Source organism: Variovorax sp. MPBD4-3, assembly GCF_058809745.1.
This window is the reverse complement of sequence record NZ_JBXASW010000076.1, coordinates 1-26,581: the sequence shown is the minus strand read 5'-3', so window position 1 is coordinate 26,581 and position 26,581 is coordinate 1. Positions and strand designations below refer to the sequence as shown.

Below are 26,581 nucleotides of genomic sequence, written 5' to 3'. Positions count from 1 at the left end.
CTCCCCCGCCCCGGAACCCATCGACGCCGAAGACGCGAACGTGGACGAACGCGTCTACGCCGCCGTTTCCAAGGCCCTGCTCAGCGGCAAGCTGCGCCCCGGCACCCCCCTGCGCGAACGCGCGCTGGCCGAGGCCCTGGGCTGCACGCGCGGCGCGGTGCGCAAGGTGCTGGCGCGGCTGGGCTCCGAAAAGCGGCTGGTGCTGGAGCACAACCGCGGTGCCTTCGTGCCCAACCCGTCGATCGACGACATGCGCGGCATCTACCGCGCGCGCCGCATCGTGGAGGCGGGGCTGATCACCACGCTGTTCGGCAACCTCGAGCGCGAGCAGGTGGCCGCCCTGCGCAAGCACGTGCAGGCGGAGCAGAAGGCGTTCAAGGAAGGCCGGCGCGAAGACTCGATACGGCTGGCCGGCGACTTCCACCTGCTGCTGGCGCAGATGGCGGGCAGCGACGAGCTGCTCTCATACATACAGCGGCTGATTTCGAACACCGAGCTGTACAAGGCGCTCTACGACTCCGCCGAGGCCGCGAGCTGCGCGCCCCGGGAGCACGAGCAGATCATCGAGGCGCTGACCACCGGCAAGTCGCTCGACAAGGCGCTGGCCGTGGCGATGGAGCATCTGGACGAACTGGAGCAGCGCGTGATCGCCGGCGCGGCGGCCGAACAGGAAGTGGACCTGGCGACGCTGCTGAACGGCGGCGGCAAGCCGCACGACCACCCGCACTGACAGCGACATCCACGCTTCGCCCGCGGGCGAAGTGCCGGTGCGCCGCCGCCGGGATGATCGGCGCACCATGCACGCATCGACGCCCTCTTCCGCCACCCACGCCCCGGTCAACCCCGCCTTCGAATGGGCGCTGCTCGCGGTGCTCGCCACCTGCTGGGGCGCTTCGTACACCTTCATCAAGATCGGCGTGGCGACCATCCCGCCGGTCACGCTGATCGCGGCGCGCACGCTGGTTGCCGGAGCGCTGCTGCTCGCGGTGCTGCGCATGCGCGGCGTGAAGCTGCCGAAGGAGCCTGCGATGTGGGCCCGCTTCGCGGTGCAGGCCTGCCTGAACAGCGTGCTGCCGTTCACGCTGATCGCCTGGGCCGAGCGCAGCGTGGACGCGGGCCTGGCGACCATCCTGAACTCGACCTCGCCGATCTTCATCTTCCTGCTGGGGCTGGGCCTGGGCAGCGCGGGCAGGCCGACGCTGCAGCGCTTCTTCGGCGTGGGCGCCGGGCTGGCGGGCATCTGCCTGATTGTCGGCCTGGAGGCGCTGAACGGGCTCGGGCATTCGCTGCTCGCGCAACTCGCGCTGGTGGCGGCGGCCGTGTGCTACGGCTGCGCCTCGATGTTCGGCCGCGTGTTCAAGGGCCTGGACCCGATGGTGCCGGCAGCCGGCTCGCTGCTGAGCGGCACCGCGATGCTGCTGCCCGCGAGCCTCGCCATCGACCGGCCCTGGACGCTGGCGCCTTCGGCCGCATCAATGGCGGCAGTGCTGGCGCTGGCGGTGCTGTCGACGGCGCTGGCCTTCACCATCTACTTCCGCCTCATCAGGACGCTGGGGCCGATGTCGACTTCCGCGCAGGCCTACCTGCGCGTGCCCATCGGCGTGGCGGTCGGCGTGCTGTTCCTCGGCGAAACGCTCGCGCCCACGGCGTGGATCGGGCTGGGGTGCGTGGTGGCCGGCGTGATCGCGATGACGATGCCCGAGGCGAAACTTTTGCGCCGCGGCCTGCATTTTTTACGCGGCTTTTAGACGCCCGCTCCTACGCTGCCGGCTTCTCCACAAGTTGGCTTTTTCCAGCAATGAAACATCTGATCCGCATCGCCCTGCCGGTGCTCGTTCTCCCCACCCTGGCCGCCCTGCCGATGCTTGCGAACGCGCAGCTCTCGGGCAACGTGGCGTTCACCACCGACTACAAGTTCCGTGGTCAAGACCAGGACATGCTGGGCAAGAACGACTACGCCAAGACCAAGGCCTTCAAGCCGGCCATACAGGGCGGCTTCGACTACGCCTTCGGCGACAGCGGCTTCTATGTGGGCAACTGGAATTCGAGCGTGAACTGGCTCAAGGGCAACAGCATCGAGAGCGACATCTACGGCGGCTACAAGTTCAAGGCCGGCGTGTTCGACATGGACGTGGGCGCGCTCACGTACATCTACCCAGGCAATTCGTCGGGCAACACGACGGAGATCTACGGCAGCGCGGGCTACACCGACGAGGCCATCGGCTCTTTCACGCTGAAGTATTCGCACACGGTGTCGAAGGACTACTTCGGCTATGCGGGCAACAAGGCCGGCTCGGGCCTGAAGGGCACGAACACGGGTTACCTGAACCTGGCCTACAGCAAGGAGATTGTTCCGAAGGTCACGTTGAAGGCGGCGGTGGGCTACACCAACATGTCGAGCGACATCCGAAGCCTGGGCTACAAAAGCTATGTGGACTACAACGTGGGCGCAAGCTACGACTTCGGCAACGGGTTGTCGCTGGCGGGCTCCGTGCAGGGCGCGAACAAGCAGAGCTCTTATCTTGCGGTGAGCAATCCGGGAGTCGACCTGGGCTTTGGTGCGTTCGGCAGGCAGACCTACTCGCCCAACAAGGCGCGCTTCGTCGTTACTCTGACCAAGACGTTGTAGGCGGCGTTGTTCGGGGCGCGTTCACGCCGCCGGGGTACCTTGCTCCGCGAATGTCCCCCGGCCTTCGGCCTCCTCCTTTATTTCGCTGCGCAAGGCACCCCGCCGTCGTGATCGTTCAGAGCACCGGTTGATCGGCCGCAAACCGGCAGCGTGCCCTGTGCACAGGGCGTCGGGTGCTCCCCGCAGCGAAATAAAGGAGGAGGGGCGAAGCCCCGGGGGACATTCGCGGAGGGGAGTACCCGGCGGCCTGTGCACACACCCCCGAAACAGCAGCGTTCAATCGATGCTGATGTTCGCCGCCTTGGCAACTTCGGCCCACTTCACGCGATTCGCGTGCACGGTCTTCTTGAACTCGGCTGGCGTCTCGATGCGCACCGTGTTGCCCTGGCTCTCGAAACGTTCGCGAATCTCCGGCGTCTCCAGCACCGCCTTCACCGCTGCGTTGAGCTTGTCGACGATCTGCGGGTCGGTGCCCTTGGGCGCGAAGATGCCGAACCAGATCGAGCTGTCGAAACCCTTGGTGCCCGGCAGGCCGCTCGATGCAATGGTGGGCACCTCCTTCACCGCGGGCACCGGCGTGGCGGTGGTCACGCCCAGCAGCCGCACCTTGCCGGCCTTGTAGTGCGGAAGCACCGTCTGCACCTGGTTCATGATGCAGCAGGTCTCTCCGCGCACCACCGACGTGATCGCCTCCGGCCCGCCCTTGTAGGGCACGTGCACCATGTTCAGGCCCAGGCGCGAGTTGAACTCGGCAAACGCCATGTGCGTGCCCGCGCCGTTGCCTGTAGACGCATAGTTGTACTTGCCGGGATTGGCCTTGACCAGTTCGACAAACTCCTTCAAGGTCCTGACGTTGATCACGTCGGGATTGATGGTGAGCACGTTCGACACGTCGAGCACCGGCGCCACCGCAATGAAGTCGGCCTCCACGTCGAAGGGCAGCTTCTTGTAGAGCGCGGCATTGCTGCCGTGCGTGGCGGCGGTGCCGAAGGCGAGCGTGTAGCCATCGGGCTTGGCGTGGGCCACGTAGTCGCTGGCGATGTTGCCGGCGGCGCCGGACTTGTAGTCGATGATGACGGGGCGGCCCAGCTGTTTCGACAGCGGCTCCTGGATGGTGCGCGCGACAACGTCGACGCCCGAGCCGGCCGGGAAGCCCATGATCAATGTGACGGGCTGTTGCGGCCAGTCCGACTGGGCCGGGGCCGTGGCGGAAATGAGCGTGGCGGCGGCGGCCACCAGAAGCGAACGACGCGAAAAGGGAGAATGAGCCATGACAGTCTTTCTTCGAGGCAAGCGGTGCATGCGCGAATTGTGGCGCGGCACTCATGCCCGAATCCACATGAGCTTATGCGCGACACACGCGCACGGCACCTGCTCCCGATAATCCCCCCATGGTCCGTTCCTCCCAACAAATTCACCCCGCACGCGAGCCCGCGCCCGTGCGCGCGGCGGCCACCGTGCTGCTGCTGCGCGACACCGCCGACGGCATCGAAGTGCTGATGACGCGCCGCTCGGCCACCGCCAGCTTCGCACCCGGCGCCTATGTGTTCCCCGGCGGCCACATCGACGCGGCCGACGAAGCCGCCAAGCGCATCGCCACCCGCCGCCCCACGCAGAGCCGGGTGCAGCGCACGCAGGCCATCGCAGCCATTCGCGAAGCCTTCGAAGAGCTCGGCATCCTGCTCGCGCACCATGCTTCAGACGGCCGCCCCGTGAGCGTCGCGGACATCGCCGCGATGGACCGCGCCGATACGGCCGGCACCGCCTTCGCCGACCAGTGCGCCGCGCGCGGCCTGGTGCTCGACTCCGACAAAGTATTCACCTTCGCGCACTGGATCACCGACCGCGACCTGCCCAAGCGCTTCGACGTGCCATTCCTGGTGGCGCGCATGCCCGAGGGCCAGACGCCCACGGCCGACGAGAGCGAGCAGTTCGAGCCCTGCTGGGTGCGCCCGGCCGATGCGCTCGCGCGCCACGCGGCAGGCAGCTTCTTCATGATCTTCCCGACCGTGCGCACGCTGCAGCGCATGGCCGCCTATGCCAGCGTCGACGCGGTGCTCGCGGCCTGTGCGCCGGGCGGTGCCGGCGAGGCGCCGCTCTGGACCAGCTGCCCGCGCGCCGGCCTGCTCAAGGGCGAGGACGCGCGCTACATGGAACACGAGTCGCCCTTCGGCGAGCTCGCGCTGGTGTGCCCCGACGGCCAGATCGCGCATGCGCTCGACTGGCAGAGCGAACACCCGGCGGCGCTGCTGAAGAACGTGATGCGCCTCACCGCGCCCAACCCCAGCGCCATGACCGGCCCCGGCACCAACAGCTACATCGTGGGCGACGCGGCCACCGGCTACATCGTCATCGACCCGGGCCCGAACGACTTCGACCACATCGGCCGCCTGTGGCGCGCCACGCATGGCGACATCCGCATGATCGTCTGCACGCACTCGCATGCCGACCACTCGCCCGGTGCCGCGCCGCTGCAGGCGCTGTGCAAGGAAACGAGGCCGCCGATCCTCGGGCTGGCCTCGCGGCCGACCGCCCGCGCCACGGCGCGCTTCACGCCCGAGCGCGAACTGGCCGACGGCGAGCGCCTCGCGCTCTCCGGCACATCGCCCGACGGCACGGCCATCACCCACACTCTGCGCGTGATCCACACGCCCGGCCACGCGGCCAACCACCTGTGCCTGCTGCTCGAGGAAGACGGCCTGCTGTTCTCCGGCGACCACATCCTGAACGGCAGCACCACGGTGGTCGACCCGCCCGACGGCGACATGACGGCCTACCTCGAATCGCTCGACAAGCTCGACGCGGCCTGCGAGGCCGGCGGCGTCGAATTCATCCTGCCCGCGCACGGCTACGTGATCGGCTTCGCGCGCACCGCCATCTCGATGCTGAAAGCGCACCGCCTGAAGCGCGAGGCCAGGATCGCCGCCGCCATGCAGAAGCTGCCCGACGGCACGCCCGAGCAATGGCTCCCCATCGCCTACGACGACGTGCCCGAGCGCATGTGGCCGGTGGCGGCACGCTCGCTGGCCGCGCATGTGGCGCGCATCCAGCAACTGAATGCGGCCCGATGAACAGAAGCGCCCCTGAAAAAGACGACGGCGAAGGCATCCGCCTGGCCAAGCGCGTGGCGGCCATGGCCGGCGTGTCGCGCCGCGAAGCCGAGCTGCTGATAGAGAACGGCGCCGTGCGCGTGGACGGCGTGCAGCAGATGCTGCCGCAGTCGCGCGTGCTGCCGCGCCAGCAGGTCGAGATCGCCGCCGGCGCCAGGCCGCAGCCCATCCTTCCCGTCACGCTGCTGCTCTACAAGCCCGCGGGGATGCCGACCGACAAGGCGCACAGCCTGCTGGTGGCCGCGAACCACCACGAGCCCGAGCGCGCCGGGCAGCGCTTTCTGCCGGCCCATGCAAAGGGGCAGCAATGCATGACGCCGCTGGAAACCGGCGCCAGCGGGCTGGTCGCGTACACGCAGGAGTTCCGCATCGAACGCAAGCTGCACGAAGACGCCGGCATCCTCGAGCACGAGGTGATGGTCGACGTGGCCGGCCCGGTGGCTCCCGAGGTGCTGGCGCGGTTGGAGCGCTCGCCCGCGCGGGTGAGCATCGGCCGCCAGAGCGACGAACAGACCGGCCTGCGCTTCGCGCTCAAGGGCGCGCAGCCCGGGCAGATCGCCCACATCTGCGACAACGTGGGCCTGCGAATCCTGGCGATGCGGCGCATCCGCATCGGCCGAGTGCCGCTGGCGGGACTGCAGCCCGGCCAGTGGCGCTACCTGGCACCCCAGGAACGCTTCTGAACGACGACAAGAACCACAACCACGAGACAAAGACGATCGAACGGAAGAGGACGACCCCCGACGATGCACCGCATGTTCGCGGCCTGCAATTTTCAGCCTGCGGCCTTGAAGCGCCGCCGACAGGAGACTCAGCCATGAAGTTCGGATCACCGAGCGCCGCCCTTGCCCTCACCTTGCCGCTGGCACTGGTGACGGGCTGCAGTTACTTCTCCCCCGCCCCGCCGCCCGCGCCGGCGGCTCCGCCACCGCCGCCCGTGATCTCGAAGGACGGCCTCGCGCCCATCACCGGCGAACAGGTCGAGCGCATCCGCGAGGCCATCGGCGGCAAGGCGCCGAGCCCAGCCGTCGGCAAGGTGGTGCGCAGCGCGTCGCCGACCATCGAGTCCTTCGTGCGGACCGAGGGCTGCATCACCGCGCACAACGGCGCTGTGCTCAACCCCTTTGCCGCGCCGGGCCGCCTGTTCGACGGCAACGGCTTCCAGGGCGGCCCAATGACGGAGATGCAGTTCCACGACAAGACCTCCTGCGTGACGGTCAAGCGCATCCAGAACTGGAAGATGGTGTCGCCGAAGCTGCTGCGCTTCGAGGTGGTCTACGTGGGCGACGACGGCGAGGAACACGCCGTGAAGCGGCACGAGCTGATGCGCCAGCCCAAGGGCGGCTGGCTCTTCACGCGCTGAGCGTCTTGGCGGCGGCAGCGGCATCGGCGCGCCGCTGCGCGCGCAGCGCCACCGCAAACGACAGCTGCGCCACGATGCCCGCCCCTGCCAGCACGATGGCCGATGCCAGCGCGGGGTTACGGTGGCCCATGCCCGCGAGCGCGGTGCACAGCGCGCCCACGGCCATCTGCGTGAAGCCGTAGAGGCCCGAGGCCGAGCCGATGACCTGCGGGTTCACGCTGATCGCCTGCGTGAGCGCGGCCGGCGACGCCATGCCGACGCCCACCGTGAACATGAACATGGAAGCGACGATGAGCGGCACCGACAGATGGCCGCTCAACGCCGCGCCGAGCAGCACGAAGGCCGCGGCCACGCTCAGCGCGTTGGAGCGGATCATGAGCCGGTCGACCCGCACGCGCGAGATCAGGCGGCTGGTGAGAAAGCTGCCGAGCCACACGCCCGACACCAGTATGGCGAGGTAGATGCCCGCCTCGTGCGCGGGCCGGTGCAGCTGGTCCACGAAGATGAAGGGCGCCGAGGCGATGAAGGCGTACATCGACGTGGTGGCGCAGCCGCCGCCCACCGAAAAGCCCAGGAACGCGGGCGAGCGCAGCAGCTTGCCGTAGTTGCGCGCGAGGTCTCGCGCACTCACAGCAGAGCCGGGCGCACCCGTCTCCGGCAGCATGCGCCAGGTGAAGAGAAAGCCCACCACGCCCAGGCCGAAGAGCGCATGGAAGATCGATCGCCAGCCCAGCGCGGTGGCCAGCGCGCCGCCGATCAGCGGTGCGAGGCTGGGGCCGATGGTGACCATGAGGTTCATCAGCGCAAGGCGGCGCGTGGCCTCCTGCGGCCCGGCGGTGTCGCGCACGATGCTGCGGCCCAGCACCAGGCCGGCGCAGCCGCCCATGGCCTGGAACAGCCGCGCGGCGATGAGCGAATGCACCTCGGGCGCGAGCGCGGCGGCCAGGCCCGATACACAGTAGATGCCGAGCCCCCACAGCAACACCGGCCGCCTGCCGAAACGGTCGGCCAGCGGGCCGTACACCAGCTGCCCCACCGCGAGGCCGAAGATGTAGAGGCTCACCGTCATCTGCATGGCGCCGACGCTGGCACCCAGGCTCGCCGCGGCGATCGGCAGCGCGGGCACGAAGATGTGCATGGCCAGCGTGCCGCTGAAGGTCACCAGCGCGAGCAGCCACAGCGGCGCGTGCGCCCGGTGCTGCGGCTCGGGTGACGCGGCGGCGGTCATTGCTTCGCGGTCGCGGTGTCGGGCTCCCAGCCGCCGCCCAGCGCCATGAACAGCACCACCTGGTCGTCGGAAAGCTGCGCCTCGCTGGCCGCGAGCGCCGCTTCGCTGGCGGCCAGCGAGCGCTCGGCGTCGAGCGAATCGAGGTAGCCGGTGCGGCCGTTCTGGTAGAGCTGGCGGGCCTGCGCGGCGACCTTGGCGCTTTCGTCGCGCGAGGCCTGCAGCGCGGCGCGGCGGTCGAGTTCGCGGGCGTAGGTGGCCAGCGCGGTCTCGGTCTCGCGCAGTGCGGTGAGCACGGTGCCGTCGAACCTGGCGAGCGCGGCGCGCGTGCCGGCCTCGGCCTGCGCGATGTGCGACTGCACGACGCCGGTGTTGGGCACCGTCCACGAGATCAGCGGGCCCAGGCTCCACGCGAAGGTGTCCTTGCGGCCGAAGCCGTCGGCATGGCCGACGGAGGAGCCTGAGAGCCCCAGCGTGATCTTCGGATAGAGGTCGGCCGTGGCCACGCCGATGCGCGCGGTCGATGCGGCGAGGCTGCGCTCGGCCTGGCGGATGTCGGGGCGGCGGCGCAGCAGCGCGGCGCCGTCGCCTACCGGCAGCACGCCGGCCACGCGCGGCGGCACGGTGCAGTCGGCCACCTCGCGCGGAAAGTCCTGCGGCAGCGCGCCGGTGAGCGTGGCAAGGCGGTAGAGCGCGCCCTGGCGCTCGGCCTTCAGCGGCGGCAGCGCGGCATTGAGCTGCTGCAGCTGCGAACGCGCGCGGCCCGCGTCGATGGCGCCGGCGCGGCCGGCGCGCTGCAGGCGATCGGTGACGTTCACCGCGTCCTGCTGCAGCGACACCGACTTCTGCGCGATCTGCAGGCGCAGGCCGGTCGAGCAGGCTTCGGCATAGGCGCGCGCGGTGCCGGCGGCGACGTTGACGCGCACCAGGTCGAGCGCGGCCTCGGCCGCCTGCGTGCCGGCCTGCGAGGCCTCGATGGCGCGGCGGATCTGGCCGAACAGGTCGACCTGGTACGACAGCGAAGCGCCCGCGCTGTAGTTGAAGGTGTTCGGCGGCTCGTAGCCCTTCTGCAGCAGCGACAGGCCCGACACGTGGCCGTAGGAAGGCCCGCCGTTCACGCCGATGCTGGGGTACCTGGCGCCGGCGACCTCGTCTTCGATGGCGCGTTCGCGCTCGAGGTTGGCCGCGGCCTGGCGCAGGTCGGTGTTGTGCGCGAGCGCCTGCTCTACCAGCTTGTCGAGCAGCGGGTCGTGGTACAGGCGCCACCAGTGCGGCGGCAGCGGCGCGGCGTCGGCCGGTGCCTCGGCGAAGGGCTTGCCGGCGGCGCTCTGGCTGGCCAGCGCCTCGGGCGGCTGGTGGTAGTCGGGGCCGACCGCCGCGCAGGCCGCGAGCCCGGCGGCGACGGCCAGCGATGCGAGGCGGAATGCGAAGCTGGTCATGTCGTTCATCCCTTCTGCTGCGGCGCGGTGGCCGGTGCGGCTGCGTTGTGCGCCGGCTTGTTCTCCAGCACCTGCACCGTGACGGTCTGGCCCGCGACGAGGCGCGCGCCCTGCGGCAGCGGATCGAGCTTGATGCGCACCGGAATGCGCTGCGCGAGCCGCACCCAGTTGAAGGTCGGGTTCACGCTGGGCAGCAGGTTGGCGCTGGTGGAGCGGTCGTGGTCGGCAATGCCGGCGGCCACGCTGTCGACCGCGCCTTCGAGCACCGCGCCGCCGCCCATGGGCGTGACGCGCACGCGGTCGCCGAGGTGGATGCGCGGCAGCTTGGTTTCCTCGAAATAGCCTTCGACGTAGAACGACTGCGCATCGACCAGCGCAAGCACCGGGCGGCCCGCCGAGGCATAGCTGCCCTGGCGCAGGTCGAGGTTGGTGACGAGGCCGCCGGTGGGCGCGCGCACTTCGGCGCGCTGCAGGTTGAGCTTGGCCGAATCGAGCGCCACCTCGGCCTGCGCGACGGCGGCCTGCATCTGCTCGACGCGCGAGCGGGTCTGCTCGCGCGACTCCTTCGAGACCAGGTCGTCGAGGCCGACGTTGCGCGCGTTCTCGCGCTGCACCTGCGCGCTCATGGCGCGCTGCGCGGCAAGCGCGGCCTGCGCCTGGCGCACGGCGAGGTCGTAGCGCGCGCGGTCCACCTCGAACAGCAGCGTGCCGGCGGCCACCGGTTGGTTGTCGCGGATCGGCACCGAGGTGACGAGGCCAGACACGTCGGGCGCGATCTGCACGACGTTGGCGCGCACGCGGCCGTCGCGCGTCCACGGCGCAAGCTCGTAGTGGTCCCACAGTCGCAGGCCGGCCCAGACGGCGGCGGCCACCACCAGCACGGTGAAGAGAACGCGCGCCAGGCGCGGGGCCCAGGGGTTGTCGGAGGAAGAACGGACAGCTTTCATTGGAATCTCGTTTCTTATTGGAAGCAGGAGGAGACGCGGCTCAGCGCGTAGAGCAGCAGCAGGTACAGCGCCATGTCGAACAGCGCCGGGTGCCACACCCAGCGGTAGGCGCCGGTGGCGGCCAGCAGGCGGCGCACCGCCCACAGCGCCAGCAGCGCGCCAAGGGCCAGCACCATGATCCAGGGCAGGTACAGGCCGTAGAAACTTGCTTCGCCGATCATGCGGAAGCTCCTTGAATGGCTGCGCCGGCCAGCACGGGCGGCGCGTCGGGGAACAGGTTGCGGCGCAGGCCGACCAGCGCGGTGACGGCAGAGCGCGAAGCGGCGGGCGCAGCGGATGCCGGCGCGTCGGGCACGGCGTCGAGCACCGCGTTGAGCGCCTCGTCGATCTGCGGCAGCAGGTCGGCCGGACGCGGGTTCATGCGGCCTTCGCCGCGCTGGCGGAAGAAGCGTGCGATGCCGCCCAGCAGCGCGGCCGAGGTGCTCATCGGCAGTTGCGCGCGCACGCGCTGCAGCACCGCGATGTCGGCGCCCATGCGCAGGTCGCGCAGCGCGTCGTTCGCGGCCACGCCTTCGACGGTGCCGCCGGCCTGCGCGATGCGCGGCGCCAGCAGGCCGATGCGGTCGAGCATGCGCACGGCATAGGCGTCGCTCTGCGCGTACTGCGGCTGCGAAGACGCGGCCATGTCGCCCAGTTCGCGCCAGGTGGCGCGCTGGATGCGCCGCGCGCTCCAGTCGGCGCCCACGGAGCGCACCAGCCGCGTGACGCGCGCCGCGACCACCACGCCGACGATCTGGCCGATCATGCTGTTGATGAAGCTCACGAGGTCGGAGCTGGCGGTGTCGTGCAGCGCGAGCGTGCCGCACACGCCGAAGATCAGCGCCATCGCGGCCATGAAATGCGTGGGGCGCGGCAGGTACAGGCCCAGCAGCAGGAAGAGCGGCGCGCAGATCAGCACCAGCATGCCGAAGTCCTGCACCAGGGGCATGAGCACCAGCACGTAGAGCGCCGAGATCGGAACGGACCACAGCGTCCACTTCAGGAAGCCGTGGATGGCCGGCACCGGGTCGTCCATGGTGGCGAAGAAGCAGCAGAAGACGGCGGCCATCATGGTCGCGGCCGAGCCCATGGGCCAGCCGGTGAGGATCCAGAACGCGCCGCACAGGCAGATGGCGATGACGGCGGCCAGCGCCGACAGCAGCGCCATGCCGTAGTCGCGGTGCAGCACGCGGCTGCCAAGCGCGGCGGTGCGGCGCAGCGGCGCGGCGCCCTTCAGGCCATCGTCGATGTCCTGGCGCAGTTGCGCGCAGGCGGTCCAGCCGTCGACGAGTTCTTCGAGCCGGCCCGCGAGGCCGATGCGCAGCGCGCGGCCCCAGGAAGTCTGCTGCTGCGCGTTCGCGGGCGTGGCGCTCAGCGTGTCGAGGGCGCGGCGCAGGGCCTGCAGGCGCCCGGCGCGGGTTGCCGCATCGGCGGCGGGCTCGGCTTCTTCGCGCAGCCATTCGGCGGCCTGCGCGAGCACGGCGGTCACGTCGGGAGCCAGCCGGCCCTCGGCCTGCGCCAGCGCCTGCAGCCGGTCTTCGACCGCGGACAGCGCGGGCGTGAGCGCGGCAACACGGTCCTGCATCGCGCGGATGGCGCCGGCCGTCCAGCGCAGGTGCGTGGTGTCGAAGGGCACGTGGGTGGAAAGCAGGCGCAGCTGCGTGATGTCGCCGGCGAGGCGGCGGCGGTCGTCGTCCAGGCGCTTCGGGTCGCCGCCGTTGCCGCCATTGCCGCCGCTGCGGGCGGCGGGCTGCAGCAGGTCGCCCAGCCACTTGCGCGCGTCGAGCAGCGTGCGGTCGAGCAGGCCCAGCACGGTCGGCGCGAGCCCCGCCGGCAGCACCAGGCTGTGGACCAGCGTGGCGCAGAAGATGCCCAGGCCGATTTCTTCGACGCGCGCCACGGCGGTGTCGAACAGCGCGAGCGGCGTCTGCACGGAAGGAAAGCCGATGAGCGCGGCCGTGTAGCCCGCGAGCATGAACACGTATGAGCGCGGCGTGCGGTCGAACAGCGAGATGCACAGGCACAGCCCGACCCACAACGCAAGCACCAGCGTCAGCAGTTCGGGCGCGTTGGACAGCGCGGGCACCAGCAGCACCGTGGCAGTGCTGCCGATGAGCGTGCCGCAGAAGCGGTACACCGCCTTGGAGCGCACCGCGCCGGCCAGCGGATGGGCGACGACATAGGTGGTCATGAGCGCCCAGAACGGGCGCGGCAGGCCGGCGCGGCTGGCGAGGTACATCGCCAGCATGGCGGCGACGAAGCTCTTGGCGGAAAAGAGAAGCTCCGCGCGGCTGAAGCGCGGCAGGCTGAACGCGGACATCGACTACCTGCGCCCTTCCTGCGATGGCTGCTGTTGCTGCGGCGGCAGGCTCTGCACGGCGCGAACGCCCATGCGCTCTTCGAGCACCGAGAACACGCGCAGGCAGGCGGCAACGTCCTCGTCGGGCACGCCGTCGAACAGCGACACCCGCATCAGCGCCAGCGCCGCCTCGATGGGCTCGCAGACGGCCTTGCCGGCTTCGGTGAGATGGAGGGTCTTGGCGCGGCGGTCGGCCGGGTCTTCGCGGCGTTCGACGAGGCCGGCTTCCACCAGCTGGTCGACCGAGCGCACCAGCGACGGCCCTTCGATGCCCAGCGCCTCGGCCAGCACGCCCTGGCGCACTTCGCCGTTCATGCGCCCGAGCATCACGATCGGGTAGGCCAGCGTCTGCGACACGCCGACGTGCGCCACCGCCTTGTCGGCCGCGGCGCGGTAGCCGCGCTGCAGCACCGCGAGCGACGTGCCGAGGCGCATCAGCGATTGTTCGCGCGTCGGTTCAATCGCCTGTTCAGGCGCTGTTTGGGGGGTGGTCGGGTTGGTCACGATAGCCGGCTATTAATTAGCATGCTATCGATTGTACGGGTAACTACCAATCCCTGCTGGCGGCAAGGCTTACGCCCGCCCTGGCCGGGGCCGAGGACGCGAGAACGCGGAAAAGGGGAAGGAAAGAAAAGTGTGAAGCTCGCCGATAAGCCGGATTCTGTGCACCGAAGGCCTCTTGCGAAACCTCCGGCGTGACCGCCATTACTCTGGGCCGTTTGTCGCCAAACGGCTCGATGCCACCTACCCGCCAGCTCAGCGGAACCACCTCGATACTGGCCTACTTGGTGTTGCTGCGCGCAGAGATTGCCCGTTTCACCCGAACTCAATCGGCTCGTCTCTGTTGCTCTGATCCTCACCTCACGGTGGAGAGTCGTTAACTCCTGCGCTGTCCTGTGCAGTCCGGACGTTCCTCCAGTGCGGCCTTTCGGCACTTGCACCAGCGGCGGTCTGGCGTGCTTCACGGGGTGGATTATCGCCTGTGCCCGGGCGTGCCTTCGGGCTGGTCTCACAATGCGCGCTGTCCGTCCGACAAACGCATCGATCCAAGGAGATTCCCATGAAGGCCCAGAACATCCTCCAGACCATCGGCAACACGCCGCACGTGCGCATCAACCGCCTGTTCGGCAATGCGAAGCAGCAGGTGTGGATCAAGTCCGAGCGCGCCAACCCCGGCGGCTCCATCAAGGACCGCATCGCGCTCGCGATGGTCGAAGACGCCGAGAAGAGCGGCGCGCTCAAGCCCGGCGGCACCATCGTCGAGCCCACATCGGGCAACACCGGCATCGGCCTGGCCATGGTGGCGGCCGTCAAGGGCTACAAGCTGATCCTGGTGATGCCCGACAGCATGTCCGTCGAACGCCGCCGCCTGATGCTGGCCTACGGCGCCACCTTCGACCTGACGCCGCGCGCCAACGGCATGAAGGGCTCCATCGCCCGCGCGGAGGAAATCGTGGCCGGCACGCCCGGCGCGTGGATGCCGCAGCAGTTCAACAACCCCGCCAACGTCGACGTGCACGTGCGCACCACGGCCGAGGAAATCGCGGCCGACTTTCCTGACGGCATCGACGTGATCATCACCGGCGTGGGCACGGGCGGCCACATCACCGGCGTGGCGAAGGTGCTGAAGAAGAAGTGGCCGAAGCTGCAGGTGTTCGCGGTGGAGCCGGTGGCCTCGCCCGTCATTTCCGGCGGCGCGCCGGCGCCGCACCCCATCCAGGGCATCGGCGCGGGCTTCATCCCGAAGAACCTCGACACCTCGCTGCTCGACGGCGTGCTGCAGGTCGACGCCGAACCGGCGCGCGAAATGGCCCGCCGCTGCGCGCAGGAGGAAGGCATCCTGGTCGGCATCTCGTCGGGCGCCACGCTCGCGGCCATCGCGCAGAAACTGCCCTCGCTGCCCGCCGATGCGGTGGTGCTGGGCTTCAACTACGACACGGGCGAGAGGTACTTGTCGGTCGAAGGCTTCCTGCCCGCCTGACCCGCTATCCCTTTCATAGCGCCCCGGGCGCTTAAAATGCGCGGCCTGCTTGATAACCACAAGCCCCACGCCGCCATGCTGAGAATCTCCGAACTCAAACTCCCGCTCGACCACGCGCCCGACGCGCTGGCCGCACTGATCGCCAAGACGCTCGACATTCCGCTCGACGCGATCGCCTCCCACAACGTCTACAAGCGCAGCTTCGACGCGCGCAAGGCCGAACTGCTCACGGTCTACATCTGCGACGTGCAGCTGGCAGACGCGAAGCTCGAAGCCGGGCTGCTCGCCAAGCACGCGGGCCATCCGCATATCCAAAAAGCGCCCGACATGCGCTACACGCCGCCTGCCAATGCCCCCGAGGGCACGTCGCGGCCGGTGGTGATCGGCTTCGGCCCCTGCGGCATCTTCGCGGCGCTGATGCTCGCGAAGATGGGCTTCAGGCCCATCGTGCTCGAACGCGGCAAGACCGTGCGCCAGCGCACCCGCGACACCTGGGGCCTGTGGCGCAAGAGCGCGCTCAACCCGGAGTCGAACGTGCAGTTCGGCGAAGGCGGCGCCGGCACCTTCTCGGACGGCAAGCTCTACAGCCAGATCAAGGATCCGCGCTTCCTCGGCCGCAAGGTGATGGAAGAGTTCGTGAAGGCCGGCGCGCCGCCGGAAATTCTCTACGTCGCGCATCCGCACATCGGCACCTTCAAGCTGGTGAAGGTGGTGGAGAACATCCGCGAGCAGATCGTGGCGCTGGGCGGCGAGATCCGCTTCGAGCAGCGCGTGACCGACGTGCACATCGAGGACGGCCACCTGCGCGGCCTCACCGTGCTCGACCAGACCACGGGCACCAGCAGCGAACTGCGCGCCGACCACGTCGTGATGGCGCTGGGCCACAGCTCGCGCGACACCTTCGAGATGCTGCACAAGCGCGGCGTGCACATCGAGGCCAAGCCGTTTTCCATCGGCTTCCGCGTGGAGCATCCGCAGGGCCTGATCGACCGTGCGCGCTGGGGCCGCCATGCGGGCCATCCGCTGCTGGGCGCGGCCGACTACAAGCTGGTGCACCACGCGAGCAACGGCCGCTCGGTCTACAGCTTCTGCATGTGCCCCGGCGGCACCGTGGTCGCGGCCACCAGCGAGCCGGGCCGCGTGGTCACCAACGGCATGAGCCAGTATTCGCGCAACGAGCGCAACGCCAACGCGGGCATCGTGGTGGGCATCGACCCGCGCGACTATCCCGGAGACGCGCTGGCCGGCATCGCGCTGCAACGCGAGCTGGAGAGCAATGCCTTCGTGCTCGGCGGCGGCGACTACCGCGCGCCCGGCCAGCTGGTGGGCGACTTCATCGCGGGCAAGCCTTCCACGGCACTGGGCAGCGTGATCCCTTCGTACAAGCCGGGCGTCACGCCGACCGACCTGCACAAGGCGCTGCCCGCCTACGCCATCGAGGCGATGCGCGAGGCCTTTCCCGCCTTCGGCCGCAAGATCAAGGGCTTCGACACGCACGACGCGGTGCTCACCGGCGTGGAAACGCGCACGTCCTCGCCCATCAAGATCACGCGCGGCGACGACTTCCAGAGCCTGAACGTGCGCGGCCTCTACCCCGCCGGCGAAGGCGCGAGCTACGCGGGCGGCATCCTGTCGGCCGGCGTGGACGGCATCAAGGTGGCCGAGGCCGTGGCGCACAGCGTGCTGGCCGAAGCCGAACGCGAACGCACCGCCAGCGTCTGATGCCGGCCATGCACTTCGAACGCCCCACCTTCGGCCAACTGACCGCGGCCACGCTGGCCATGGCCGCGGTGGTGCTGGCCTCCAACATCCTGGTGCAGTTCGCCATCAACGACTGGCTGACCTGGGGCGCCTTCACCTATCCGGTGGCCTACCTCGTGAGCGACCTGGTCAACCGGCGCTTCGGTCCCGGCATGGCGCGGCGCGTGGCGTGGGTGGGCTTTGCGGTTGCCGTGGGCGTGTCGCTGCTGCTCGCGCCGGTGCGCATCGCGGCGGCCTCGGGGCTGGCCTTCATCGCCTCGCAGCTGCTCGACATCGGCGTGTTCGACCGGCTCCGGCGCGGCCTCTGGTGGCGCGCGCCGCTGGTGGCCACGGTGATCGCCGCGGTGCTCGACAGCGTCGTGTTCTGGGGCATCGCCTTCGCGGGCACCGACGGCCCCTGGCTCACCTGGGCGCTCGGCGACCTGGCGGTGAAGCTGGGCGTCGGCGTGCTCATGCTGCTGCCGTTCCGGCTGCTGATCGGCCGGCAGGCCGCGCGGGCATCGGCCCTGAGCCACTGAGGACATCGATGACGAACGACGACTTCCACTTCTACGAACCCGCCAAGGGCCACGGCCTGCCGCACGATCCGTTCAACGCGATGGTCGGGCCGCGCCCCATCGGCTGGATCTCGTCGCAGGACGAGCACGGCGTGCTCAACCTCGCGCCCTACAGTTTCTTCAACGCCTTCAACTACACGCCGCCCATCGTCGGCTTCGCGAGCATCGGCGCCAAGGACAGCCTGCACAACATCCGCCAGACGCGGGAGTTCGGCTGGAACCTGGCCACGCGCCCGCTGGCCGAGCAGATGAACCGTTCCTGCGCGGCCGTGCCGCCCGAGGTGAACGAGTTCGAGCTGGCCGGCCTGCAGACCGCCGCCTCGCGGACCATCGCCGTGCCGCGCGTGGCCGAAAGCCCTGTGTCCTTCGAATGCCGGCTCACGCAGATCCTGCAGCTCGAAGGCGTGGACGGCGTGCCGGTGCAGACCTGGCTGGTCCTTGGCGAAGTGGTGGGCGTGCACATCGCGCGCCGCCTGCTGAAGGACGGCATCTACAACACCGCCGCGGCGCAGCCCATCCTGCGCGGCGGCGGGCCGGCCGACTATTTCGAAGTCGGCCCCGACAATCTCTTCAGGATGTTCCGGCCGCGCTGAACGCGCACCGCCGGCATTCTTTTTTCCATTTCATTCCACCGCGCCCCCGCATGACCGACGCTTCCACCGCCACCCCGAAGACGAACGCACGCCCTCCCCGGCGCCAGCAACTGGACATGGCCGACCAGCTGAAGCAGCTGAAGGCCGGAGCAGACACGGACACGGGCACCGACGAGGCGCCCGCTCAACAGCAGCAACCGCAGCAGCAGCGCCAGGACGCGCGCCCGCCCCGGCAGAAGAACGGCGGCGGCCGCAACAACCAGCGGCGCCCCCAGCAGCCCCGCCAGGAGCAGCAACAGAAGGCGCAGGCGCGGGCGCCGCAGCAGCAACAGCCGCAGCGCGCCCCGCGCAAGGTCAACCCGGTGCTGGAACGCCTGTTCGAGCTGTATCCGCAACTCTTTGGCGCACGCTTCGTGCCGCTGAAGCTCGGCGTCTACGAAGAATTGCTGGCGCGCCACCCCGAGGACTTCAAGGCCGAAGACCTGAAGATCGCAATGGGCCAGCACGCGCGTTCCACCCGCTACCTCGAGGCCGTGGCCGCCGGCCTGGCCCGCCACGACCTCGACGGCAACGCGCTCGATCCGGTCGCGCCCGAGCATGTGCACCACGCCATCCTCGAGCTGCACCGCCGCCGCCAGCAGCGCAACCCGGGCGGCGAAGACCTGCGCCCGCAACTGGTGGCGCGCATCGCCAAGGCCATCGAAGCATCGGGCCTCGACCGCGAGGCCTATGCGGTGCTGGTGCGTTCGCGCGACCAGAACAACAACGCCGTGGTCGACGAAGCCCTGGCCGAACTCGCCCAGCAGGCCGCCAAGCGCGAAGCGCTGCTGCGCGCCTTCGAGGCCAGCGGCCGCACCGAGCAGGAGTTCGCCGACATGTACGGCATGAAGCACGGCGAGGTGACGCGCACGCTGCAACGCGTGCGCAACGACCAGAAGGCGGCGCAGGCGGCTGCGGAAGCGGCTGCTGCAGCAGCGGCAGCGGCACCCGTGGAAGCCGCGGAACCCGCCGCGGAGGAGCCCGCCGCCGCCCCGGCCCCCGCCAGCGACTGACCGGGCGCGCCAAAAAAAACGCCACCCGGAGGTGGCGCTACAAAACAGTAATAGCGGGTTTCAGCGCTGCGCGTTCTGCAGCGCGGCAATGCGCTCTTCGATCGGCGGGTGCGTGGCAAACAGCTTGCCCATGCTGCCGGTGATGCCCATGGCTTCCACGGCCTTCGGCAGTTCGCCGGCCGGCAGGCCGCCCAGGCGCGCGAGCGCGTTGATCATCGGCTGCTTCTGGCCCATGAGCGCGGCGGCGCCGGCGTCTGCACGGAACTCGCGGTGGCGCGAGAACCAGGCCACCACCATCGCGGCGGCAAAGCCCAGCACGATGTCGAGCACGATGGTGCTCACGTAGTAGCCGATGCCGGGGCCCGAGCTGCGGTCGTCGCCGCGGCGCAGGAAGCTGTCGACCGCATAGCCGATCACGCGCGACAGGAACACGACGAAGGTGTTCATCACGCCCTGGATGAGCGTCATGGTGACCATGTCGCCGTTGGCGATGTGCGCCACCTCGTGGCCGATGACGGCCTCGACCTCTTCGCGCGTCATGTTCTGCAGCAGGCCGGTGGACACCGCCACGAGCGCCGAATTCTTGAACGCGCCGGTGGCGAAGGCATTGGGCTCGCCTTCGAAGATGCCGACCTCGGGCATGCCGATGCCGGCCTTGTCAGCGAACTTGCGCACCGTGCCGACGATCCAGGCCTCGTCGGGCGTCTGGGGGTTGTCGATCATGTGCAGGCCGCTGGTCCACTTGGCCATGGGCTTGCTGATGAGCAGCGAGATGATCGCGCCGCCGAAACCCATCACCAGCGCAAAGCCGAGCAGCGCCGTGAGGTTGAGCCCGCTTTCCGAGATGAAGCGATTGACGCCGAGCAGGCTGGCGACCACGCCGAGCACCGCGACGACCATCACATTGGTCAGGACGAACAGAAGGATACGTTTCAAGTTGAATTCTCCGTGGGGAACGCTTCCATCCAGATAAGGGCCGCGGGGCTCACTTCAACCCGTGCGCTGCATGGAGGTGGCAACCATGATAGGAGCAAAAGTTCTAGCGCCCGTGTATTCCCCGCTCCGGCAAAGGCCTGAAAACCTGCGGGTCGTCATAGAAAGACGCGGCCTCGTTGCCGGGCCACCAGCCGGGCACGCCGAGCAACGGCAGCGGCACGAAGGGCTTGCGCTCCAGACGCGCCGGGTCGAGCGCCTGCGCCATGCGCGCGTCGTCGAAGGCCACGGCGCCCGCCGCCTCGTGCGCCAGCAGCACGTGCGCGGTGATCGGCTTGCGCGGCGCGGCGAGCTTTTCGAGCAGCGCATGGCCGAACACCAGCAGCCGCGCCTGCGCCCACCACTCGCGCCGCTCGACGAACAGCATGTGCCAGTCGCGCGCGACCAGCGCCTGCCACAGCGCGGGCGGCGCGTCGAGCACGGCGCCGTTCTCGTCGAACAGCGTGAGCGCGTCGCGCAAGGGGCCGCGCACCGCCGCGACGCCGTGGCGCGCGATCTCGCCCGCCTGCAGCTCGTTGAGCCGGCGCTTGGCCAGCGGAAACGCGAGCCACACGAGCCCGTTGAAGAAGTCGTGCAGGTTGTCGCGCGTGGGCACCGTGCGGGTCTGGAAGATGTGGGCCTCGTAGGCCTGGCCGGCGGGCAGCGCGTGCTGCTGCACGAAGTCGGGCACGGGTGCGTGGGCCGGCCTGGCGCCTTGAAGCGCTTCGGCGACCGAGCCGTGTACGGAGGCGGCCTGCGCCACGGCTTGGCCATGGGCGCGGTAGGGCGCGAGCCAGGGCTGCGCCCAGTCAACCGCCGGCAGGATCAAGACGCGGGCGCGTCCGTCCAGCGGATGCGGTCGGGGTGCTGCATCACCGCGAATTCCGCCGTGAGCTTGTCGAACAGCTTGAGCGAGCTGCCGTGCTTGCCCAGCAGCCCCGCCGCGCGCAATGCCTGCGCCACGTCGTTGAGCGGCACGTCCTTGCCGCTGCGCAGCGCGGGCACGGCCTGCAGGATGAACTCGGCCGCCTCGGAGGTCTGCGGTTGCGGCGCAGGTGCGGGCTTGGCCGCCTTGGTGCTGCTCTTGCGGGCCGCCGTCTTGGTGGCGGCCTTCTTCGCAGCCGTTTTCTTGGCGGCTGGCGCTGTCTTGGCCGCGGCCGTCTTCTTCGCGGCGGCGGTGCGGGCGGCGGGCTTCGCGCTGGCGTGGTGCTCGAGGTCCATGAACGCGTCGTAGATGCCGATCGTCTCTTCGCCCGTCTTGCCCCGCTGGCCGATGCCGCAGACGCGGCAGCCCTTTTCGCGCAGCCGGATCACCAGCGGCGCGAAGTCGGAGTCGGAAGAAACCAGCACCACCACGTCGGGCCGCTCGTCGATGACGAGGTCGATGGCATCGACCGCGAGCGCGATGTCGGTGCTGTTCTTGCCGGTCGAGAGATTGACCATCGGCCGCACCGACAGCCGCTTGAACATCGCCTGCCGGTTGACGGCCATCTCGGCGTTGCAATAGGCGCGGCGCACGTGGATGGCGCCGTACTCGTCCATGGTGCGCTGCACGGCCTGCTCGATCACGTCGGCCGAGACGTTGTCGGCGTCGATCAGCAGCATCACGCGCGGTGTGGGCGTCATGCCAGCTTCCAGTGGATGGTTTCGCCGCCGCGCAGCGGCTTGAGCGTGGCGTCGCCGTAGGGCACGGTCTCCGGCACGGTCCAGCTTTCGCGCTTGAGCGTGACGGTGTCGGCGTGGCGCGGCAGGTTGTAGAAGTCGGGGCCGTTGAAGCTGGCGAAGGCTTCGAGCTTGTCGAGCGCGCCCGCGTTGTCGAAGGCCTCCGCGTACAGCTCGATGGCGGTGAGCGCGGTGTAGCAGCCGGCGCAGCCGAGTGCGTGTTCCTTCAGGTGGGCCGGGTGCGGCGCGCTGTCGGTGCCCAGGAAGAAGCGGTCGCTGCCGCTGGTGGCGGCCTCCACCAGCGCCACGCGGTGCGTCTCGCGCTTGAGCACGGGCAGGCAGTAGTAGTGCGGGCGGATGCCGCCGGTGAAGATGGCGTTGCGGTTGTAGAGCAGGTGGTGCGCCGTGATGGTGGCTGCCGTGAAGGGCCCGGCGTCGCGCACGTAGTGGGCGCCTTCCTTGGTGGTCAGGTGCTCGAACACCACCTTGAGCTCGGGGAAGTCGCGGCGCAGCGGAATCATCACGCGGTCGACGAACACAGCTTCGCGGTCGAACAGGTCGATGGCGGGGTCGGTCACTTCGCCGTGCACCAGCAGCAGCAGGCCGTGCTTCTGCATGGCCTCGAGCGTCTTGTAGGTGTGGCGGATGTCGGTCACGCCGGCATCGCTGTTGGTGGTGGCGCCGGCCGGGTACAGCTTGAGCGCGCGCACGCCGGCTTCGGCCGCCAGCGCAATTTCTTCGGGCGGCAGCTTGTCGGTCAGGTAGAGCGACATCACCGGCTCGAAGGCCACGCCCTGGGGCACGGCGGCGCGGATGCGGTCGCGGTACGCCACGGCCTGCGCGGCGGTGGTCACGGGGGGGCGGAGGTTCGGCATGATCAGCGCGCGGCCGAACTGGCGCGCGCTGTGGGGAACGACGGCTTCGAGGGCGGCACCGTCGCGCACGTGCAGGTGCCAGTCGTCGGGGCGGGTGATCGTGAGGGTGTCTGTCATGGCGGGGCGATTGTCGCATCGCCCCCTGAAAGGCAAGGAGGCGGCGAACCCGCCGAACGGTTCGCGGAACTCCGCAAATCTCTTTCTACTTGTGGAACACCCGGCAGGTGCGCGAGGCGGCGCCCTGCAGCCACTTGACGAAATTGACCGATGTGCGCGCGCCCTTGTGCGGGGGCCAGGGATCGAGGATGCGCAGCGTGGTGCCCCGCCCGCTCGGGTCGTCGTCGCCGCGGATGCCGGCGATGACGACCATGTGCCCCGGCCGGCCGGCGCCGGCCGCATAGCCGCCGCGGTTGGTACCCCACAGCATGTCGAACATGAGCGGGCCGTCCTGCAGCGCCGCGCGCAGCGCCTTCAGCGACCATGCCGACGGCGGGTGCACCTCCAGGCCGTGCGCGGCGGCCACGCGCTGGCCGACTTTCATTTGCGCGTCGTGCGTGTCGACGCTCTCCTGCAGCCCGCCGTCGGCCGCGACCAGTTCGGCCGGGGTGCGCGCGAGCACCGCCTGCACGGTGGAGCGCGTCATCATCGCGACGCCGGCGGCCCAGCACAGCGCGGCGGCCGGGGGCGGAATCAGCGCGACGGGGTGCAGGATGGGCGCGTCGCGCTCGCCGTCGAACGCGACGTTCTGGGTACAGGGGCCGGCCTCGCCGTCTTCCACCAGCCAGTGCGCGGCCTGCAGGCGCAGCACGGCCGCGCGGGTGAGCGGGCCGAAGTCGCCGTCGGTGGCGAGCCGCGGGCTGGGCTGCAGCTTGCGGTTCAGCGCTTCCTGCAGGCGGCGGACGTCGGCTCCTCGCCAACCCTGTTTGAGCGTGGTCATCGGCATGCTTTCCTTCACCCCTCGGTGGAATCGCGGACTTTGGAATACGGGCGTCGGAATTGTCAAAACCGCGGCCGCGGGCGTCTACTCGCCGTATGGCGTAGTCGGCGACGCCCGATCAGGGCGCCTGCCTGCTACTCGAGTACGCGCGCCGGAGCCGATTGGATTTCGCCGCTGTCGCCTTGGAGACTCTGGGGACTCTCGAACGCACCCGCCAGGTCGGCCAGCCAGCGGTCGTAGGCGGAGGCGCGCTCGGCGTCGGGCAGGCGCAGCAGCGCGGACGGATGCAGCGTGACGAACACGGGCCGGCCGTCGGCGCGCTCGTGCAGCCACGCGCCGCGCTCGGCCTGCACCGCCACCGGCCGGCCGAGCAGGGCGCGCGCGGCGGTCGCGCCCAGCGCCACCAGCGCCTGCGGTCGCACCAGCGCGATTTCGCTGTCGAGCCAGTGCGCGCAGGCTTCGGCCTCCCGCTGGCCCGCCGTCTTGTGGATGCGGCGCTTGCCGCGCAGCTCGTACTTGAAATGCTTCACGGCATTGGCCAGGTACACCGTGTCGCGCGGCCGGCCCAGTTGCGCCATCGCGCGGTCGAGCAACTGGCCGGCCGGCCCGACGAAGGGCCGCCCGGCCAGGTCTTCCTGGTCTCCGGGCTGCTCGCCGACCAGCATGCGCTGCGCGCCCACGGGCCCTTCGCCGCACACGGCCTGCGTGGCGAGCGCGCCGATGGGACAGTCGCGGCATGCATGCGTGGCCGCGCGCAGTTCGTCGAGGCTGGCGGGCGCCGCGCGGTCGGCCGGCAGCGGGTGCAGCGGCACCGGGGCGCGGATGCGGCGCGCGGGCGTGGCCGGCGCGTCGATCATCGACTGGCTGCGCGCCTGCGCCGCTTCGGCCAGCGGCTGGATCAGCGCGGCCTCGGGCAGGTTGTGCCAGTAGCGGGCCGGCATCTCGCGGCGCATCATCGCGAGCTTCAGGCGCGCGGGGTTGAAGATGTTCTCGTAATAGACCAGCCAGAGCTGCTCGCCGGCATCGGGCGGCGGCTTCTCGCGCCGGTCGGCGCCTTCGCGGAAAGTGAGCGCCTGCCCGTCCCACGCCACGCAGCGCTCGGGCGTGAGGATGGCCCAGTTCATCTGCGCGAAGCGGCGCGCGAAGAAGGGCGCGTTGGCTTCCACGATGCGGTGGTCGGGCTCGAACCATGCCACGTGGCGCTCGCCCTGCTCGCCTTCCACGCGGGTGAAGCGCACGAAGGCGCGCATTTTGTGGATGTCGCGGTGCACGGCCTTGGCCATCTGCCGGGCCTGCAGCATGTCGGGGTCGAGCGGGTCGTGGCGCAGGGCCGGTTCGTGCACCAGGCGCCAGAGCAGCCGGTACAGGAGCGCCAGGCGGCCCGCGTCGCGGTGCAGGATCACGTCGGCGCACAGCGCGATGAACGACGCGGGCACCGGCTGGCGCGCGGCGCCGGCGGGCGGCGGCGAAGGCGCGGGCTCGAACAGGCCGCCGGCGGGCGCGTCCGCGAACAGGTCGGAACCGCCTTCGCCCTGCGTGCCGTCGCTCCATTCGACATGGTCGGGCGGCACGCCATTCGCCAGCAATTGGCGCGCCTCGCGGCGGAAGGCGTCGAGGTCGACCGGGTTCCCTAGCCGTACGCGCATGGCGGCTTGCTCCCGGCCCAGCTCAGAACAGCGCCGCCTGCGCCGGCCGGGCTGCCGGAACTGCGGCGGCCATGGCGCCCGCAGCCGGCCGGTGCCCGTCGGCCACCACGAACGGCAGCACCTTGCGCGAGGGCACATGCAGCCGGCGCAGATCGTCGGCGCGCACCCGGCGCACGCGGCGCGCCTGCAGCAGGCGCTCGACCGCCTTCACGCCCAGGCCGGGCACGCGCAGCAGCATCTCGCGCGGGGCGTGGTTCAGGTCGACGGGAAAACGCTCGGCGTGCGCCAGCGCCCAGGCCAGCTTGGGGTCGACGTCCAGCCGCAGCAGGCCGTCGGGCGCGGCCACGATCTCCTGGTGCTCGAAGCCGTAGAAGCGCATGAGCCAGTCGGCCTGGTAGAGCCGGTGCTCGCGCATCAGCGGCGGTGCCACCAGCGGCAGCGCGCGGGCCGCATCGGGGATGGGGCTGAAGGCCGAGTAGTACACGCGCTTGAGCTTGTAGGCGCCGTACAGCGTGGCGCTCGACGCGAGGATGTGGCGGTCGTCGGTGGCGTCGGCGCCCACGATCATCTGCGTGCTCTGGCCGGCGGGCGCGAACGGCGGCGGCTTGGCGGCGGCGGGGGCCGCGCCGGGCAGCGCGCGGATCGGCACCACGCGGCGCGCCTCCTCGCGCGTGTCGTCGATGCGCAGGCGCAACCGCGCCATGGAGCGGCGGATGGCGCTTTCGTTCTTCTCGGGCGCCAGCGCCTGCAGGCCCTCGGTGGTGGGCATCTCGACGTTGATGCTGAGCCGGTCGGCATAGCGGCCGGCGCGCGCCAGCAGCTCGTCGCTGGCGTCGGGGATGGTCTTCAGGTGGATGTAGCCGCGGAAGTCGTGCTCCTCGCGCAGCACGCGCGCCACCTCGACCACCTGCTCCATGGTGTGGTCGGGCGACTTGATGATGCCGCTCGACAGGAACAGGCCCTCGATGCAGTTGCGCCGGTAGAAGTCGAGCGTGAGCTGCACCACCTCTTCGACGCGGAAGCGCGCACGCGGCACGTTGCTCGACGCGCGGTTCACGCAATACAGGCAGTCGTACTGGCAGTGGTTGGTGAGCAGCACCTTCAGCAGCGAGATGCAGCGGCCGTCGGGCGCGTAGCTGTGGCAGATGCCCGCGCCCTCGGTGGAGCCGATGCCACGGCCGCCCACCGAGTCGCGCGGCTGCGAGCCGCTGGATGCGCAGGAGGCGTCGTACTTGGCGGCGTCGGCCAGGATGGCGAGTTTGCGATGGATGTCCACGGGAGACCTCTTGGTTACTGTATGAATATACAGTCATCGGCCGTCCCAAAGGCTGCGATTTGTAAGCGGGCCGGCCGCACCGGCGCGGCGTTGCAGCGCCCTCCAACCTTGGCTACCCTCGCTGCCAGATGACCGACGACCCGACAGCACCCGTCTCC

The 26,581-nt window shown here is 70.0% G+C and carries 25 protein-coding genes and 1 other RNA gene; 11 read left to right on the top strand and 15 right to left on the bottom strand.

Going from position 1 to position 26,581, the window contains the following annotated elements:
• The 3 genes from AC1RVW_RS27715 to AC1RVW_RS27705 all read left to right on the top strand — a co-directional run.
• A partial coding sequence (locus AC1RVW_RS27715) for a GntR family transcriptional regulator (RefSeq protein ID WP_493203795.1) occupies positions 1-730 on the top strand: 730 nt, incomplete at its 5' end.
• Positions 731-797: 67 nt separating this feature from the next.
• Positions 798-1,748 (top strand): DMT family transporter, encoded by a 951-nt coding sequence (locus AC1RVW_RS27710; protein ID WP_493203793.1) that lies wholly within the window; start codon positions 798-800, stop codon positions 1,746-1,748.
• A gap of 50 nt (positions 1,749-1,798) precedes the next feature.
• The gene (locus tag AC1RVW_RS27705) at positions 1,799-2,629 is read left to right on the top strand and encodes a TorF family putative porin (RefSeq protein ID WP_106935735.1); all 831 of its coding nucleotides are present in this window, start codon (positions 1,799-1,801) and stop codon (positions 2,627-2,629) included.
• Positions 2,630-2,905: 276 nt separating this feature from the next.
• On the opposite strand, the gene AC1RVW_RS27700 is transcribed toward AC1RVW_RS27705, so the two are convergent.
• Positions 2,906-3,901, bottom strand: coding sequence for a Bug family tripartite tricarboxylate transporter substrate binding protein (locus AC1RVW_RS27700; protein ID WP_106935736.1), 996 nt, complete (start codon positions 3,899-3,901; stop codon positions 2,906-2,908).
• A gap of 119 nt (positions 3,902-4,020) precedes the next feature.
• On the opposite strand from AC1RVW_RS27700, the gene AC1RVW_RS27695 reads away from it, so the two are divergent.
• The 3 genes from AC1RVW_RS27695 to AC1RVW_RS27685 all read left to right on the top strand — a co-directional run bounded on the left by AC1RVW_RS27695 (position 4,021) and on the right by AC1RVW_RS27685 (position 7,102).
• The gene (locus AC1RVW_RS27695) at positions 4,021-5,700 is read left to right on the top strand and encodes an MBL fold metallo-hydrolase (protein WP_493203790.1); all 1,680 of its coding nucleotides are present in this window, start codon (positions 4,021-4,023) and stop codon (positions 5,698-5,700) included.
• On the top strand, positions 5,697-6,422 hold the full coding sequence (locus tag AC1RVW_RS27690; RefSeq protein WP_409194876.1) for an RNA pseudouridine synthase: 726 nt from the start codon (positions 5,697-5,699) through the stop codon (positions 6,420-6,422). Before AC1RVW_RS27695 ends, AC1RVW_RS27690 begins: the two co-directional genes overlap by 4 nt.
• Before the next feature lie 134 nt (positions 6,423-6,556).
• Positions 6,557-7,102, top strand: coding sequence for a hypothetical protein (locus AC1RVW_RS27685; RefSeq protein ID WP_493203788.1), 546 nt, complete (start codon positions 6,557-6,559; stop codon positions 7,100-7,102).
• Here the strand turns inward: AC1RVW_RS27685 and AC1RVW_RS27680 are convergent.
• From AC1RVW_RS27680 to rnpB, 7 genes are all read right to left on the bottom strand, one after another.
• Entirely contained in the window at positions 7,092-8,330 is a 1,239-nt protein-coding gene (locus tag AC1RVW_RS27680) for a multidrug effflux MFS transporter (RefSeq protein ID WP_493203786.1), read from the bottom strand. The genes AC1RVW_RS27685 and AC1RVW_RS27680 overlap by 11 nt on opposite strands.
• Positions 8,327-9,775: an efflux transporter outer membrane subunit gene (locus AC1RVW_RS27675; RefSeq protein WP_493203784.1), complete on the bottom strand. Its 1,449-nt coding sequence runs from the start codon at positions 9,773-9,775 to the stop codon at positions 8,327-8,329. The genes AC1RVW_RS27680 and AC1RVW_RS27675 overlap by 4 nt, the downstream gene beginning before the upstream one ends.
• Positions 9,772-10,713: an efflux RND transporter periplasmic adaptor subunit gene (locus AC1RVW_RS27670; protein ID WP_493203782.1), complete on the bottom strand. Its 942-nt coding sequence runs from the start codon at positions 10,711-10,713 to the stop codon at positions 9,772-9,774. Before AC1RVW_RS27670 ends, AC1RVW_RS27675 begins: the two co-directional genes overlap by 4 nt.
• 14 nt (positions 10,714-10,727) lie before the next feature.
• Positions 10,728-10,934: a DUF1656 domain-containing protein gene (locus AC1RVW_RS27665; protein WP_081271386.1), complete on the bottom strand. Its 207-nt coding sequence runs from the start codon at positions 10,932-10,934 to the stop codon at positions 10,728-10,730.
• Positions 10,931-13,072 carry an FUSC family protein gene (locus AC1RVW_RS27660; protein ID WP_493203780.1) on the bottom strand — a complete coding sequence of 714 codons (2,142 nt, stop codon included), beginning with the start codon at positions 13,070-13,072 and terminating at the stop codon, positions 10,931-10,933. Before AC1RVW_RS27660 ends, AC1RVW_RS27665 begins: the two co-directional genes overlap by 4 nt.
• 3 nt (positions 13,073-13,075) lie before the next feature.
• The gene (locus AC1RVW_RS27655) at positions 13,076-13,546 is read right to left on the bottom strand and encodes a MarR family winged helix-turn-helix transcriptional regulator (RefSeq protein WP_081271388.1); all 471 of its coding nucleotides are present in this window, start codon (positions 13,544-13,546) and stop codon (positions 13,076-13,078) included.
• A 199-nt stretch (positions 13,547-13,745) separates the two neighbouring features.
• Positions 13,746-14,074, bottom strand: an RNA gene (gene rnpB / locus AC1RVW_RS27650) — RNase P RNA component class A.
• A gap of 97 nt (positions 14,075-14,171) precedes the next feature.
• Here rnpB and cysK point away from each other — a divergent pair.
• The 5 genes from cysK (at position 14,172) to AC1RVW_RS27625 (ending at position 19,055) form a co-directional block, all read left to right on the top strand.
• The gene (gene cysK, locus AC1RVW_RS27645; RefSeq protein WP_081271389.1) at positions 14,172-15,092 is read left to right on the top strand and encodes a cysteine synthase A; all 921 of its coding nucleotides are present in this window, start codon (positions 14,172-14,174) and stop codon (positions 15,090-15,092) included.
• A 75-nt stretch (positions 15,093-15,167) separates the two neighbouring features.
• Positions 15,168-16,814 carry an NAD(P)/FAD-dependent oxidoreductase gene (locus AC1RVW_RS27640; RefSeq protein WP_493203777.1) on the top strand — a complete coding sequence of 549 codons (1,647 nt, stop codon included), beginning with the start codon at positions 15,168-15,170 and terminating at the stop codon, positions 16,812-16,814.
• Complete coding sequence (locus tag AC1RVW_RS27635; protein ID WP_493203775.1) at positions 16,814-17,371, top strand: VUT family protein; 558 nt, start codon at positions 16,814-16,816, stop codon at positions 17,369-17,371. The genes AC1RVW_RS27640 and AC1RVW_RS27635 overlap by 1 nt, the downstream gene beginning before the upstream one ends.
• Before the next feature lie 8 nt (positions 17,372-17,379).
• A complete protein-coding gene (locus AC1RVW_RS27630) occupies positions 17,380-18,003 on the top strand; it encodes a flavin reductase family protein (protein WP_493203773.1) in 624 nt (207 codons plus the stop codon).
• Between the two features lie 50 nt (positions 18,004-18,053).
• Positions 18,054-19,055: a ProQ/FinO family protein gene (locus tag AC1RVW_RS27625; protein ID WP_493203771.1), complete on the top strand. Its 1,002-nt coding sequence runs from the start codon at positions 18,054-18,056 to the stop codon at positions 19,053-19,055.
• Between the two features lie 60 nt (positions 19,056-19,115).
• Here the strand turns inward: AC1RVW_RS27625 and htpX are convergent, their stop codons facing one another.
• The 7 genes from htpX to AC1RVW_RS27590 all read right to left on the bottom strand — a co-directional run bounded on the left by htpX (position 19,116) and on the right by AC1RVW_RS27590 (position 26,423).
• Entirely contained in the window at positions 19,116-19,991 is an 876-nt protein-coding gene (htpX, locus tag AC1RVW_RS27620) for a protease HtpX (protein WP_493203769.1), read from the bottom strand.
• 103 nt (positions 19,992-20,094) lie between these two features.
• Positions 20,095-20,856, bottom strand: coding sequence for a DUF3025 domain-containing protein (locus AC1RVW_RS27615; RefSeq protein ID WP_493203767.1), 762 nt, complete (start codon positions 20,854-20,856; stop codon positions 20,095-20,097).
• Positions 20,853-21,653: an NYN domain-containing protein gene (locus AC1RVW_RS27610; RefSeq protein ID WP_493203765.1), complete on the bottom strand. Its 801-nt coding sequence runs from the start codon at positions 21,651-21,653 to the stop codon at positions 20,853-20,855. Before AC1RVW_RS27610 ends, AC1RVW_RS27615 begins: the two co-directional genes overlap by 4 nt.
• Complete coding sequence (gene pyrC / locus AC1RVW_RS27605; RefSeq protein ID WP_493203763.1) at positions 21,650-22,681, bottom strand: dihydroorotase; 1,032 nt, start codon at positions 22,679-22,681, stop codon at positions 21,650-21,652. The genes AC1RVW_RS27610 and pyrC overlap by 4 nt, the downstream gene beginning before the upstream one ends.
• An 85-nt stretch (positions 22,682-22,766) precedes the next feature.
• Positions 22,767-23,501: a papain-like cysteine protease family protein gene (locus AC1RVW_RS27600; protein WP_159053666.1), complete on the bottom strand. Its 735-nt coding sequence runs from the start codon at positions 23,499-23,501 to the stop codon at positions 22,767-22,769.
• A gap of 134 nt (positions 23,502-23,635) precedes the next feature.
• Positions 23,636-25,147 carry a UdgX family uracil-DNA binding protein gene (locus tag AC1RVW_RS27595; RefSeq protein ID WP_493203761.1) on the bottom strand — a complete coding sequence of 504 codons (1,512 nt, stop codon included), beginning with the start codon at positions 25,145-25,147 and terminating at the stop codon, positions 23,636-23,638.
• A gap of 22 nt (positions 25,148-25,169) precedes the next feature.
• The gene (locus tag AC1RVW_RS27590) at positions 25,170-26,423 is read right to left on the bottom strand and encodes a putative DNA modification/repair radical SAM protein (RefSeq protein ID WP_106935751.1); all 1,254 of its coding nucleotides are present in this window, start codon (positions 26,421-26,423) and stop codon (positions 25,170-25,172) included.
• Positions 26,424-26,581: the final 158 nt, after the last annotated feature.

What these genes read in the sequence shown, in the direction of transcription:
- AC1RVW_RS27610 (WP_493203765.1), bottom strand. Translation starts at nt 21,653, where the DNA reads ATGACGCCCACACCGCGCGTGATGCTGCTGATCGACGCCGACAACGTC.
- pyrC (WP_493203763.1), bottom strand. Translation starts at nt 22,681, where the DNA reads ATGACAGACACCCTCACGATCACCCGCCCCGACGACTGGCACCTGCAC.
- AC1RVW_RS27595 (WP_493203761.1), bottom strand. Translation starts at nt 25,147, where the DNA reads ATGCGCGTACGGCTAGGGAACCCGGTCGACCTCGACGCCTTCCGCCGC.
- cysK (WP_081271389.1), top strand. Translation starts at nt 14,172, where the DNA reads ATGAAGGCCCAGAACATCCTCCAGACCATCGGCAACACGCCGCACGTG.
- AC1RVW_RS27685 (WP_493203788.1), top strand. Translation starts at nt 6,557, where the DNA reads ATGAAGTTCGGATCACCGAGCGCCGCCCTTGCCCTCACCTTGCCGCTG.
- AC1RVW_RS27640 (WP_493203777.1), top strand. Translation starts at nt 15,168, where the DNA reads ATGCTGAGAATCTCCGAACTCAAACTCCCGCTCGACCACGCGCCCGAC.
- AC1RVW_RS27710 (WP_493203793.1), top strand. Translation starts at nt 798, where the DNA reads ATGCACGCATCGACGCCCTCTTCCGCCACCCACGCCCCGGTCAACCCC.
- AC1RVW_RS27680 (WP_493203786.1), bottom strand. Translation starts at nt 8,330, where the DNA reads ATGACCGCCGCCGCGTCACCCGAGCCGCAGCACCGGGCGCACGCGCCG.
- AC1RVW_RS27600 (WP_159053666.1), bottom strand. Translation starts at nt 23,501, where the DNA reads ATGACCACGCTCAAACAGGGTTGGCGAGGAGCCGACGTCCGCCGCCTG.
- AC1RVW_RS27705 (WP_106935735.1), top strand. Translation starts at nt 1,799, where the DNA reads ATGAAACATCTGATCCGCATCGCCCTGCCGGTGCTCGTTCTCCCCACC.
- AC1RVW_RS27635 (WP_493203775.1), top strand. Translation starts at nt 16,814, where the DNA reads ATGCCGGCCATGCACTTCGAACGCCCCACCTTCGGCCAACTGACCGCG.
- AC1RVW_RS27695 (WP_493203790.1), top strand. Translation starts at nt 4,021, where the DNA reads ATGGTCCGTTCCTCCCAACAAATTCACCCCGCACGCGAGCCCGCGCCC.
- AC1RVW_RS27630 (WP_493203773.1), top strand. Translation starts at nt 17,380, where the DNA reads ATGACGAACGACGACTTCCACTTCTACGAACCCGCCAAGGGCCACGGC.
- AC1RVW_RS27675 (WP_493203784.1), bottom strand. Translation starts at nt 9,775, where the DNA reads ATGAACGACATGACCAGCTTCGCATTCCGCCTCGCATCGCTGGCCGTC.
- AC1RVW_RS27665 (WP_081271386.1), bottom strand. Translation starts at nt 10,934, where the DNA reads ATGATCGGCGAAGCAAGTTTCTACGGCCTGTACCTGCCCTGGATCATG.
- AC1RVW_RS27700 (WP_106935736.1), bottom strand. Translation starts at nt 3,901, where the DNA reads ATGGCTCATTCTCCCTTTTCGCGTCGTTCGCTTCTGGTGGCCGCCGCC.
- AC1RVW_RS27670 (WP_493203782.1), bottom strand. Translation starts at nt 10,713, where the DNA reads ATGAAAGCTGTCCGTTCTTCCTCCGACAACCCCTGGGCCCCGCGCCTG.
- AC1RVW_RS27690 (WP_409194876.1), top strand. Translation starts at nt 5,697, where the DNA reads ATGAACAGAAGCGCCCCTGAAAAAGACGACGGCGAAGGCATCCGCCTG.
- AC1RVW_RS27660 (WP_493203780.1), bottom strand. Translation starts at nt 13,072, where the DNA reads ATGTCCGCGTTCAGCCTGCCGCGCTTCAGCCGCGCGGAGCTTCTCTTT.
- AC1RVW_RS27655 (WP_081271388.1), bottom strand. Translation starts at nt 13,546, where the DNA reads ATGCGCCTCGGCACGTCGCTCGCGGTGCTGCAGCGCGGCTACCGCGCC.
- AC1RVW_RS27625 (WP_493203771.1), top strand. Translation starts at nt 18,054, where the DNA reads ATGACCGACGCTTCCACCGCCACCCCGAAGACGAACGCACGCCCTCCC.